The 12,148-nt window shown below is 56.8% G+C and carries 7 protein-coding genes and 1 pseudogene; 1 reads left to right on the top strand and 7 read right to left on the bottom strand.

What is annotated here, in order from left to right; translation table 11 throughout:
• Positions 1-104: 104 nt before the first annotated feature.
• Entirely contained in the window at positions 105-1,295 is a 1,191-nt protein-coding gene (locus ABLU88_RS20095; RefSeq protein WP_009653304.1) for an amino acid aminotransferase, read from the top strand.
• A 59-nt stretch (positions 1,296-1,354) separates the two neighbouring features.
• Here ABLU88_RS20095 and ABLU88_RS20090 read toward each other — a convergent pair whose 3' ends face one another.
• The 7 genes and pseudogenes from ABLU88_RS20090 to cmoM all read right to left on the bottom strand — a co-directional run bounded on the left by ABLU88_RS20090 (position 1,355) and on the right by cmoM (position 12,083).
• Entirely contained in the window at positions 1,355-2,002 is a 648-nt protein-coding gene (locus ABLU88_RS20090; RefSeq protein ID WP_014837967.1) for an MBL fold metallo-hydrolase, read from the bottom strand.
• Between the two features lie 13 nt (positions 2,003-2,015).
• Positions 2,016-2,567, bottom strand: a complete 552-nt coding sequence (locus ABLU88_RS20085; RefSeq protein ID WP_004130967.1) for a YcbK family protein — start codon at positions 2,565-2,567, stop codon at positions 2,016-2,018.
• A 300-nt stretch (positions 2,568-2,867) separates the two neighbouring features.
• The gene (ldtD, locus tag ABLU88_RS20080) at positions 2,868-4,661 is read right to left on the bottom strand and encodes a L,D-transpeptidase (RefSeq protein ID WP_046878173.1); all 1,794 of its coding nucleotides are present in this window, start codon (positions 4,659-4,661) and stop codon (positions 2,868-2,870) included.
• Between the two features lie 183 nt (positions 4,662-4,844).
• Positions 4,845-9,293: a chromosome partition protein MukB gene (gene mukB, locus ABLU88_RS20075; RefSeq protein ID WP_348837725.1), complete on the bottom strand. Its 4,449-nt coding sequence runs from the start codon at positions 9,291-9,293 to the stop codon at positions 4,845-4,847.
• Positions 9,293-9,997 carry a chromosome partition protein MukE gene (gene mukE, locus ABLU88_RS20070; protein WP_004100725.1) on the bottom strand — a complete coding sequence of 235 codons (705 nt, stop codon included), beginning with the start codon at positions 9,995-9,997 and terminating at the stop codon, positions 9,293-9,295. Before mukE ends, mukB begins: the two co-directional genes overlap by 1 nt.
• Entirely contained in the window at positions 9,978-11,300 is a 1,323-nt protein-coding gene (gene mukF, locus ABLU88_RS20065) for a chromosome partition protein MukF (RefSeq protein ID WP_014228648.1), read from the bottom strand. Before mukF ends, mukE begins: the two co-directional genes overlap by 20 nt.
• Positions 11,297-12,083: pseudogene (cmoM, locus tag ABLU88_RS20060) on the bottom strand (tRNA uridine 5-oxyacetic acid(34) methyltransferase CmoM). The gene mukF and the pseudogene cmoM overlap by 4 nt, the downstream one beginning before the upstream one ends.
• Positions 12,084-12,148: the final 65 nt, after the last annotated feature.

Below are 12,148 nucleotides of genomic sequence, written 5' to 3'. Positions count from 1 at the left end.
TTTCAAAAACCTTCTCGCTTTTTGTCGCAAACGGTTGGCAATTAACATAACTCCCGTTAACCTGATAGCGGATTTCCCTTCAGTAATCACAATGGAACCTCGTCATGTTTGAGAACATTACCGCCGCCCCTGCCGACCCAATTCTGGGCCTGGCCGATCTGTTTCGTGCCGATGACCGCCCAACAAAAATTAATCTTGGAATTGGTGTTTATAAAGATGAAACGGGTAAAACACCGGTCCTGACTAGCGTGAAAAAAGCAGAGCAGTATCTGCTGGAAAATGAAACCACTAAAAATTATCTGGGTATCGATGGTATTCCGGAATTTGGCCGCTGCACCCAGGAGCTTCTGTTCGGGAAAGGAAGCGCAATTATCAATGATAAACGCGCCCGCACCGCGCAAACGCCCGGCGGTACAGGTGGCCTGCGCGTCGCCGCCGATTTTCTGGCGAAGAACACCGACGTTAAACGTATTTGGGTGAGCAACCCCAGTTGGCCGAACCATAAAAGCGTGTTCAATTCAGCCGGGCTGGAAGTGCGCGAATACACCTACTACGATGCCGCTAATCACAAACTCGACTTCGACGGGCTGCTGGCCAGCCTGAACGAAGCGCAGGCCGGCGACGTGGTTCTGTTCCACGGCTGCTGCCATAACCCAACCGGTATCGATCCGACGCTGGAGCAGTGGCAACAGCTGGCGCAGCTCTCCGTAGAGAAAGGCTGGCTGCCGCTGTTTGACTTTGCCTACCAGGGCTTTGCCCGCGGCCTGGAAGAAGATGCTGAAGGCCTGCGCGCTTTCGCCGCTCTGCATAAAGAGCTGCTGGTTGCCAGCTCCTACTCGAAAAACTTCGGCCTGTACAACGAGCGCGTGGGCGCCTGTACGCTGGTCGCCGCTGACCAGGAAGCGGTAGACCGCGCTTTCAGCCAGATGAAGTCGGTTATCCGCGCGAACTACTCAAATCCGCCCGCTCACGGCGCCTCGGTAGTGGCGACCATTCTCAGCAATGACGCGCTGCGCGCCATCTGGGAGCAAGAGTTGACCGACATGCGTCAACGCATCCAGCGTATGCGTCTGCTGTTCGTTAATACCCTGCAGGAAAAAGGCGCCAGCCGCGATTTCTCTTTCATCATTCAGCAAAACGGGATGTTCTCGTTCAGCGGCCTGACCAAAGAGCAGGTACTGCGTCTGCGTGAAGAGTTCGGAATTTACGCGGTGGCGTCCGGACGTATAAACGTCGCCGGTATGACGCCCGACAACATGGCGCCGCTGTGCGAAGCGATTGTTGCCGTACTGTAACCTCAGCGCAGGGCAAACAAAAGGCCGCATGTGCGGCCTTTTTTATATGCTGGCTTCGGTCACCAGACCGGCATTTCATCCTGCAGGAATGGGTTGTGCAGACGCTCATAGCCAAGGGTCGACATCGGTCCATGACCCGGAATAAACGACACGTCATCGCCCAGCGGCAACAGCTTGCGCTTAATCGCATCGATCAGTTGGCTATGGTCGCCGCGAGGGAAGTCGCTACGCCCTACTCCGCCTTTAAAAATCACATCGCCAGAAATCAACAGTCGGGAAGCAGGATCGAAGAAGACCACGTGCCCCGGCGTATGGCCTGGGCAGTGCAGCACCTGTAGGGAAATATTCCCCACGCTGACCGTATCGCCTTCGTTCAGCCAGCGATCCGGCTGCAGCGGCTGGCAATCTTCCAGACCGAACATCCGGCTCTGCGCCGGTAGTCCTTCCAGCCAGAACTCATCTTCTTTTTCCGGCCCAATAATCGGCACGCCATAATGTTGTGCCAGCTCCGCCGCCGCACCAACGTGATCGAGATGACCGTGCGTGAGCAGAATCTGCATCAGGCTAACGCCTGCCGCCGCGACTTCCTGTTTGATTCGCTCAGCATCACCGCCGGGATCGACCAGCGCCGCCAGTTTGGTTTGTTCACACCAGATTAAAGAACAGTTCTGCGCGAACGCGGTAACCGGAATAATACGATAGTTCATGAGGCTCCTTTCGTTACCAGTGCCGTACTGGCCCGGTATCAATATGCACAAAGTTGCTACGTGGGTAGTATCCTACACCACCTGTGCGCATAGATAACGCGGCTTTGCGAACATTGCTTAACGAAATGCCTTCAATATGAAAATCCATGGCCTGGCCTTTAGTGTGGTAGCTGTGTTTTGCCACACCCCGGCTACGCGCGCGAAGCTCATTATTGGTATCAACAGAACGATAACCGGAAATAAGCTGGACAGGCTTGTTGGTACCAAGTAATCCCTGCAAACGATAGAGTTGATCGAACAAACCGGGATCGATGGACTTAATCTTATTCGCGCGATAATCACGGAAAAAATGATTAAGTCTTGCTAATTCATCCTGAATATAGCCTCTGCCATCGAAAAACTCCGCCTTGAGTGATTCACCGGTATGCAGGTTGTTCAGCGTCAAAATACGCGGTCGGGGGGTCGAGAGGGTGGCAAATGCCGGCGCAGGCAGAATGGCAGCAGCACCGAGCGCGGCTCCACCTAACGCCAGCAGTTTGCGGCGATTAGCGTCAAATTTGTCCATGATAATCAGGTCTACAGGTAAATGAATCGTAATATACTTTTCCCGCAATGCGCCCGTTAGCCGCCAGCACGCGCTCGCTCCCCTACGGCTAATAAATATCAGCTATGGAGAACGGGCTGCTTACTGCCACAGCGCCTTTGCAGGATTATATGTATATGCACTTCTGGCGCACGAAAGGCACCTTACCGGGCATTATTGCCAACGTCAAGGTAGCCTAACCCCAGTAAACTCGGGCCTTGCAGCGTGCAAGGCCCGTTTTCACACAGAGGTAGGACAACCAAATCCGTTGAACTACTTCATTTATCTGATTAATTGTTCAGCTTTAGGTAGAATTTGTGCGCTGGATCGCGCGGTGAGATCGTAATTGTAAATATCTGTTCGATATTGTGTACGTCCATCAGCGCCGACGAACGCGGTCAAATAATAGAGATTAACCGGGATATTCTGGCGAATATTAACGTAGCGGGTATTCCCCTGTTTAAGCGCATCTGAAATACGCGCATCATTCCAGCCAGCATCCTGAAGCAGCATATTGGCCAGTTCTGAGGCTTTATTCACGCGCACGCACCCGGAACTCAGCGCGCGTCCATCACGCTGGAACAGATTGTGATTGGGCGTATCGTGCAAATATATCGCATCTGAACTTGGCATATTGAATTTATAGCGCCCCAGCGAATTGCGCGCGCCGGGAGCCTGCTGGAAGCGGAACGGCAGATTCGATGCGGTTATCGTTTCCCAGTCCACCTGATACGGGTCGATAGTCTCTTTGCTATTCCAGCCGCGCATCATCGTATAGCCGTGCTGCTCAAGATAGCCTGGGTTATTGCGCACCTTCGGCAGAATATCGTTGCGCGCCAGCGTCGGCGGAACGTTCCACGGCGGGTTGACCACAACGTTGTTCAGCGCACTGCTCATCATAGGGGTTTTGCGGTCCGGACGGCCAACGATAACCCGCGATGCCAGCACCTGGCTACCGTCCTGGTAATAGACCAGCGAAAAGGCGGGAATATTCACCATAATTCCGGTCGCCAGATTACCCGGCAGCAGGCGCAAACGCTGGATATTCAATGCCAGCACGCCGGCGCGCTGCGCAGGAGAAACGTTGAGCCAGTCGCGGGTCGCCTGACCAATCACGCCGTCTGCGCCCAGTCCCTGCCACGCCTGGAAGCGCTTAACGCCCTCCACTAACTGGCGATCGTAAACGCCACGGCCGCTGCTCTTGGCCTTTTTCCCGGCGGACGGACTCACCACCTCATCGCCGGGCAACGAAATTTTTGCCGCGTCATCCAGCATACCGGTGCGCTGTAAAATTTCGCGCAGCGCGCCGGCATCGTTGCTCCATTCCCCCGGGCGCAGCGACGTCTTACCGGTGAGCTGCGGCCAGGGACGGGAATCGGCAACCTGAGCTAATAGCGCCTGATGCATTGCGGCATACTGCGGATGCTGCGGAGCCAGACCCGCAATAAACTGCGGCAGCGAACCGTTATCCAGCGCCACCTGCCACTGGTTAATCACCGACAGAGGCGGCGTCGACATGGCATACGGTTTCGTGCCATACAGCCAGCGGTTGCCCTGAGTCGGAATACCGCTAATAAAATGCAGATAGCCCATCATGGCGTCAGACAGAACGACATCCCGCGCCAGACCGTTCACTGCCGGGTCGGTCAACAGCTCAACCCAGGTGGTGAACTGCGGCTGAAAACCGGCGATAGCAACCTCAGCCAGCTGCTGTTGAAACGCCTGCACCGCCTCGCGGTTATCCCACATCGGTTTCATATCCCTGGACGCATACAGCGATACCAGCGGATTCATAAACACGGGTTGATAACCGGACGGCAGTACCGCCTGAATCCCGGCGCGGCTCTTCGCTGCCGCATCGGCAGAAAGCGCCTGCTCGCCGGCCATTTGGGCGACCGCCGCGGATTGGTTTGCGCTTTGGCTTAGCGCGGAAGAGAGCTCGCTGATGGTGGCAGAGCTATCCGATGGTACCACTTCAGGCTCTTCAGCCTGGACATTGAACAGTGGAGCAAATGCAAACGCCAGGCTCAGGCTGAGCGCAGACAATTGACGACCATACCGTTTCTTTAGCAACATCCCTTGCCCCCTGTTAACACATTGCTGCCCGCTAAAATGGGGCTTACTTTCAGTATATGAAGACGAAAACGCTTTTGCCTTCCCAAATGTAAAGAAGTTAAAAGATTATACAATCCTAAAATACAGGAACGGATAACAAAAAGGGCGACATCGCGTCGCCCTTTGGCTGGTTATTGTACCATCCTATGAAGCATTTGCCGTTCCCGGCAGCGTTTCGGGCAGCTGCGGTGCGAAGCCACGCAGCCCGACGACGTGCACGTGCTCGTGATTATTCACGACCTTACGCACCAGCTTATAGGTGGTACCTTTTTCCGGGCTGATATTTTCCGGCGCCGCGATAATCAGCTGCATCTCCAGACGATCGCAGAGCTCGAACAGCGTCGCGATAGAGCGAGCATCCAGACGCGCCGCTTCATCAAGGAACAGCAGACGACACGGCGAAATGTCCTTACCGCGCAGGCGCATGGACTCATCTTCCCAGCTCTGTACCACCATCACCAGAATCGACATCCCGGTACCGATAGCCTCACCGGTCGATAGCGCACCGGATTCCGCGCGCAGCCAGCCGTCAGAACCACGGTTAACTTCCACTTCCATCTCCAGATAGTTGCGGTAGTCCAGCAGCTCTTCACCGATGGTCTGCGGCGCACGCTGCCCCATATCAATCTGCGGATTGAGGCGCTGATACAGCTTCGCCAGCGCTTCCGAGAAGGTCAGACGATTGCTGTTAAACAGGTCCTGATGCTGTTCATGCTGTTCTGACAGCACGTCCAGCAGCATCGAGTGGGTTTCCCGCACGTTGACGTTCAGACGCACGCTGTTGACCTGGCCGAAGGAGACGCTCTGCAGCCCCTGGTTGAGCATACGAATACGGTTTTGCTCGCGCTGGATAGTCTTGCGGATAATATTGGCCACGCTGCGGGAGCTGATGGCCAGCTTCTGCTCGCGGTTGGTCAGCTCTTCCGTCAGACGGCTGAGTTCGATCTCCATCTGCTCAATCGCTTCCACCGGATCGTCGGTGCGGATGATATCCTGGCGAATACGCTCGCGCAGATGCTGATAAACGGCGACAAAGAACTGGATTTTACGCTCCGGGCGTTTCGGATCTTCAGAAATACGCAGTACATCGCGCAGGTGTTCGTTATCCGAGACCGCCAGACGCAGCGCGCCGAGCGCCTTATCCGACATCGAGCGCAGTTCATCTGCCGAAAGGTAGGCCAACTCGCGACGATGCAGGCGACGCTCCACGCCGTTGTCTTTCACCAGGCGCATGACCGCACACCAGCCGGCTTTAGCGCTGACCACCTGTTCGCGCATTTCGCAGTAATCGCGCTCCAGCTTGCGCAGCCTGCGGGTCAGGTTATCCATTTCCGCTTCGCAGAAGGTCAATGCTTTTTCGAGCTGGTTCCGCCGCGCGCGGTTGTTGCTGAGCTGAGCATGAAGCTCATCGCGGCGCAGACGAGCACGCTCTTCGGCGCCGGAGTCGGCGCGCACGCCAATGTCCTGAAGCTCTTTATGCAGGTCGTTGAGCAGCTCTTTCTTGGTGTCGTAGGAGCTTTTCAGCGATGCCAGCACCTGGTTGTACTGGTTGAGCTGCGCGGCGTGGGTACGCAGCGCTTCGCGGGTACGGGCGCGCTCCGCCTCAGCCTGCTCCAGACGCTGGCGCAGCTTCTCGTTCAGATCGCTATTACCGCTCAGCATCTCTGCAGAATCGGAGTAGCTAAAGTGGGCGCGACGCTGCACCACTTCGGTCAGCGCAAATGCCTGCTGACGCGCGTCGCGCTGAGTCTGCTGCGAATAGGCGTAATCTTCTTTCAGCTGTTCAAACTGCTCCGGGTCGCTTTGAAGCACGGAAACGATCGGCTCCAGTTTTGCCAGCTGATTCCCATGCTGCTGGACGAAGCGCGCGGCTTGCTGCGCTTCGTCAAGGCGTTCCTGGATCTCATCCACGCGATCGGCCAGCGAGTCATCGGCCAGCAAATTCAGACGCGGCAGCAGGCGGTTGAGTGCGGATACGCCCTCTTTTGCCTGCTCATACTGTACCCGGTTCTGCTGGTTATCGCTCTCATGGGCGGTCAGCGCCCGCTCCAGTTCGCCGCGACGCGTATTCAGTTTACGGATTTCTTCTTCCGGGTCGTCCTCAAAGGCCACCGCAAGATGGTTACCGATAAAGCGGCTGAACGCCTGATGGAGGCGCTGGGTTTTCTGCACATCAAACGACAGGGTCGCAAAGCGCTCGGACAGGCTTTCGCGCTCGGCGTGCAGCGTTTCAACGCGGCTTTCACGCGCGGCGCGGCCAAACAGCGGCAGCGTCGGGAAGCGTGAATAGCGCCACTGACGATCGGCAATCTTAACGACCACCGCCTTTTCCAGCTCATCGACGCTGAATACGCTGTCATCAAAGGACTGCGGATCGCCCTCGATCAGGTAGAGATCTTCGGGACAATCTTCGAGACCTTCCAGCTGATCGGCAATCAGCGACAGATCCGGTACCACAATGGCGTGGCGGGAAGGACCGTAGAGCGCGGAGTAATACGGGGCATCATCGAGACTCACGTCATCGTAGATTTCCGACAGCAGTACGCCGCCAAAACGTTCCGCCAGCGCGTTCAGGCGCTGATCTTCTGAACCGCCCGGCTGGCTAAGACGCTCAATTTCATCGTCGATAGCGCGCTTGCGGGCCCCGACTTCATCGCGCTCCACGATAGCTTCGCGTTCACGCTCCAGCAGCTGCTGGAGATATTCGGTGACGTCCTGGCTTGACTCAAACTGCTCGCCGCTCTGCTCGCACAGCTGATTGAGGCTGTTCTGCGCCGCCAGCCAGATGGGCGCGCGGCGCATCAGCGTTTGCGTCCGCGACTGCAGCTGTTCCAGCTCCTGACGCAGGGTCATCCGCCGTTCGCTGGCGGTGGAAACGCTGTCGGAAAGGGATGCGATGCGGGCTTCCAGCTCCTGGTGCAGGGCTTCCAGCTCGTCGATATCGTAGCGTTTGCCCTGGCGCTTACAGAACTCATTGAGCTGGCGTTCGGCATCCTGCTGTTCACGCAGACGCTGTTCAAGCTCCGTCAGACGACTGCGCAGCCCGTGCGCCTGTTCGGCCTGATGACGTTGATTAACGCCTTCGCGCAGCAGGTCGCGCGCCACGTTCCAGGCTTCATTACGCGCCAGCGGGCCGTTGATCTCCACCACCAGCTGGTAAGCCTGTTCAAACTGGCTGTGCGCGGTTTGCGCCACGCTCATCTTCTGTTCCAGCGACAGCATTTTCTCCGTCGCTTCCTGCTCTTTCGCCTGGAAAGTTTCCAGCCACTCGTCGGCGCTCTCCGGCGTTAAATCCGGCAGATGGCAGAGGGCTTTTGCCCGCTCCAGCGCCTGCAGCGCCTGGGTGTACTGAATCGCGCGAGTCTGCTGCACGTCCAGCGCCTGCTGGTAGTCGGCAAGCTGGTTTTTCAGCTCATCCACTTCCAGCTCGGCGGCTTCGGCGCGGGCTTCGTTCTCTTCCTGCTGGTCAACCGCTTCCGCGACAACTTCATTTTGCTCTTCGAGGCGAATCTGCAGTTCATCAAGATCCGCTTCATAGCGCTCGATTTTTTCCTGCTGGCGCAGAGCGGTCTGCACCAGGTTCAGATGGTCGCTGGCGGCCTGATAATCGGCTTCCAGATCGCCTTCCGCGCCGTTATGTTCCTGCAGCTCGCGGGCCATATCGACGTGCTTATACTGTTCCGCCGCGAGCTGAGCGCGGGAGGTGAACAGATCGCGACGATACTCCAGCGCCTTGTCGAGATGAATGCGTCGCTCGTTAGCGTGACGCATATAGTCGGCGGCAACGTAGTTGGTGGCTTCGCTGATCAGATGCTTGAACAGGTCGCGGTCCGACTGCGTCACGCGGATAGCTTCCAGCGTCATGCGGTTTTCACGCAGCGCCGCTTCCATATCCTGGAACGCCTTACGCACGCCGCCGTTTTCCGGCAACAGGTAGTCGCGCAGCGAGCGGGTAATGGTGCTCGAAATACCGCCGTACAGCGAGGCTTCGATCAGGCGATAGTATTTGCTACGGTCCGAAGCCGAACGCAGGCGGCGAGCCACCACGCCCAGGTCGAACATCAGCGAGTGATACTCGGTAATAGAGTTAAACTGCTTGAACTGCACCCCTTCCATCGCTTCGAGCTTATCTTTCAGCTCGTTGAGCGTCACCACGCGCGCCTGGCGTTCTTTAAGGGTTTCGGTCAGCAGCTGAGTTGGCTGGATGGAGGTTGGCAGGCCCTGGATCGCAAAAGGCTTGATATCGACTTTACGATCGCGACCGGCGACCTGCTGTAGACGAACGCCGACCACCACGCGCTGGTGGCGGGAGTTGATCACGTCCAGCACGGAGTAGCAGACGCCAGCGCGCAGCTTACCGTGCAGGCCTTTATCGCGCGAGCCGCTGGTCGCCCCCGCTTCCGTGGTGTTACGAAAGTGCAGCAGCGTCAGGTCCGGGATCAGTGCGGTGACGAAGGCGGCCATGGTCGTGGATTTACCGGCACCGTTACCGCCGGAAAGCGTGGTCACTAATTCATCAAGATCAAAGGTACGGGCAAAAAAACCGTTCCAGTTAACCAGCGTCAGCGAGCGAAACTTACCGCGTTCAATCATTACTCTTCCTCCCCGCTATCCGGCTGATTCTCTTCATTCTCATCATTAAGCTGCAGGCGATTTTCCAGCGCCATCGCTTCACCGTCGCGGATCATACGCAGCTGGGCTTCGCGCGGATCGTCACCGGCGCGCACGTCGGCGCCGAAGCGAAACACCGATTCGGTGATGCGGAATTTGCTGCTGTCATGGCCCATAAACCACACCATGCCGAGGCGGCGCAGGCGGTTGAGCGAAGCGCGCATTTTTTCCTGCAGCTTCTGGCGGTCAAGGTCGGACCCGGTAGAACGGTTATTGACCAGCTTGAGCAGCTTGGCTTCGTCTGCGAGGGTCAGCAGTTCGTCGTAAAGCTCCTGCTGAGTGAAGATGCCCTCGTTGGCCAGACGCTCCGGGCTGAGGTAGAGATAGCAGAGAATTTTACCCACCATCATATCCAGCTCGGAGAGCACCGAGCGCGGGATCAGCGTGGTCGACCGCGGGCGCAGATAGAAAAAACCCTCCGGCGCGCGAATCAGCTCGACGTTGTAGCGAGCATAAAACTCTTCCAGGTAATCCTGAAAATCCATTAAAAATGCGTGATTATCCAGCTCGTCAAGGCCGATATGACGGCCCGCGCGCAGGGCGCTATCCAGCGCCGGAAATAACGGATTAGCCAACGCTTGCGCCAGTTTAACCGGCATCACTTGTTCAATATTTGTCGATGACATGCGCCTGTACCTTGGCTCCGTAATCATTAATCGGCTGCCATTTTGCCGGCAGTCCGGTGAAATCTGCTTGCGCTACGCCCAAACGTACCGCCTGGTCGACCACAATACGCGCGACGTCAAAGTGGCGCGCGCGCGGATACTGCGACAGATATTCGCGTACCACCAGGCCAAGATCCAGCGGCAGTCCCTTCTCTTTATAGACCACCAGCTGTCCTTCAATCAGCGCCGCCAGCTGTTCGCGAATTTCGTTAAACTCTTCGTACTCCAGATCCGTTGGAAGTTCCCCGGTGACCTCTTCATCATGCAGCGCCATCTCTTCATCGCGCATATCAAGCAGACGATCGGCATTCGCATGGGTGAGCGCCCAGGGGGCGTCGAAGTAGGTTTGCACCGACTGACGCAGACGCTGTGCGAAGACGCGGTTTTTATCCATATCAATGGCGGTACGGATAAATTTATGCACGTGGCGATCGTAGCCGATCCACAGGTCAATCGCCTGCTGCCCCCAGCTGACGATACGGTCCAGCTTGCTTTGCAGATCGAACACCAGACGATCGATAAAATTCAGATCGTCGCGCGCCATGGTCGAATCCTGGATACGCAGCAGGTTTGCCTGCAGCTTATCGCCCGCCGCGTCCAGGGTATCCTGCAGTTCCCGCAGGGTGCCGGACGTTTCCGACAGCAGCAGCTCGCAGCTGGAGATCGCCGCCCGCCAGTCTTTGTTCAGCAGCTGGGCAATATCATCTTTCACCAGCTGCTGCTGCTCATCCATGATTCGCTGAGTCAGGTCAATGCTGTCAAAGATTTCCGCTACCGAGTACTTCAGCGGAGCGAAAACGTTACGATGCCAGTGGAACTCATCGCCGCCCTCTTCTGCCGAGTCGGCGGCGCGCTTGAGTTCGCTGGCAACGATGGAGAGCTGCATCGACAGTCGCAGGGTGGAGAACTCGCGCTGGCGAATATAGTAGTCGGTGATCCCAATGCCCAGCGGCGTCAGGCGATAAATAGCGTTACCCTCGGTGATTTCGCTGGTAAAGCGGTTCAGCAGACGCTGGCGCACCATATCGTTAATGGCATTATTGGCGCGCTGGCTGATGGTTTCGCTGGTCTGCTCAAACGCATCACTCACGTGGCGGAACGCATCCACCAGTTCTCCCTCGGTCATTTCCCCTTCCATCCGCTCGCCGTTCAGCGTGGCAATCGCCAGCAGAAAAGAGAGTCTGTCGACCGGCAGCGAAATAGAAAAATCATTTTTCCTGGCCCAGGCAACCAGTTCGGGGACTGTCTGGGAAAATTCACTCATAGTTTATCCTTGCATCTGCGGCTTAAGCGCGGTGACGTGAATATAACGGCCTAAGCTAATATACGGCTCCTGGCGACAGTAGCGCGTTTCCAGCTCCAGCAGCGCCGCAAATTTATCGTGCTGTTGGTGTTTTTCACGCAGATAATCATGAAACACCCGCACGCCGGTCTTGCCGGTAATCTGCCAGCCAATCTCTTCCAGCCAGCCGTAAACCTGCTGCGGATCGCGCGGATAGCCCGGCGACAGCGTGCGTTTTTTCTTTTTCGGCATGCCGATTTGCACATAGTCGAGATTTCCGGCGACCATATTGTGCATCAACAGACCGTTAGCATTGTAGAACATCAGCGACAACGCGCCGCCGGGGCGCAGCATCGACCACAGGGTACGCAACATCGCCTGTGGTTCGGCTATCCACTCCAGCACCGCATGAAACAGTATCAGATCGACCGGACTTTCCAAATGCTGCTCAATATCCTGAGCCGCGCATTGTACAAAATGCATGTTGTCGATCACACCTTTATCGGCAGCCGCCTGCCGGGCACGAGCCACCATTTCACCAGAGAGATCGCATAACGTGACGTGATGCCCCATTTCCGCCACTTTGATCGCCGTCTGCCCTTCGCCGCCGCCCGCGTCAAGAACTCGCAATGGCCCAGGCCCCAGCCGGTCCAGCAGCGGTTGCAAATCCTGCCAGAGGATCGCCTGCCGCAGCTGGCCTTTGGTGGTGCCGTATATATTGCGCGAAAACTTTTCAGCAATATCATCGAAATTACGATCCTGCACGGGTGACTCCACACGCCAACACAAAGCCGCTATTTTGTCATACCCGCGCGGAGAATGAAGCGATC

This window comes from Klebsiella sp. GW_Kp182, assembly GCF_040062275.1.
GTDB classification, from domain to species: domain Bacteria; phylum Pseudomonadota; class Gammaproteobacteria; order Enterobacterales; family Enterobacteriaceae; genus Klebsiella; species Klebsiella michiganensis.
This window is presented reverse-complemented; position numbering and strand designations above follow the sequence as displayed.

What these genes read in the sequence shown, in the direction of transcription:
- mukB (WP_348837725.1), bottom strand. Translation starts at nt 9,293, where the DNA reads ATGATTGAACGCGGTAAGTTTCGCTCGCTGACGCTGGTTAACTGGAAC.
- ABLU88_RS20085 (WP_004130967.1), bottom strand. Translation starts at nt 2,567, where the DNA reads ATGGACAAATTTGACGCTAATCGCCGCAAACTGCTGGCGTTAGGTGGA.
- ABLU88_RS20090 (WP_014837967.1), bottom strand. Translation starts at nt 2,002, where the DNA reads ATGAACTATCGTATTATTCCGGTTACCGCGTTCGCGCAGAACTGTTCT.
- mukE (WP_004100725.1), bottom strand. Translation starts at nt 9,997, where the DNA reads ATGTCATCGACAAATATTGAACAAGTGATGCCGGTTAAACTGGCGCAA.
- ldtD (WP_046878173.1), bottom strand. Translation starts at nt 4,661, where the DNA reads ATGTTGCTAAAGAAACGGTATGGTCGTCAATTGTCTGCGCTCAGCCTG.
- mukF (WP_014228648.1), bottom strand. Translation starts at nt 11,300, where the DNA reads ATGAGTGAATTTTCCCAGACAGTCCCCGAACTGGTTGCCTGGGCCAGG.
- ABLU88_RS20095 (WP_009653304.1), top strand. Translation starts at nt 105, where the DNA reads ATGTTTGAGAACATTACCGCCGCCCCTGCCGACCCAATTCTGGGCCTG.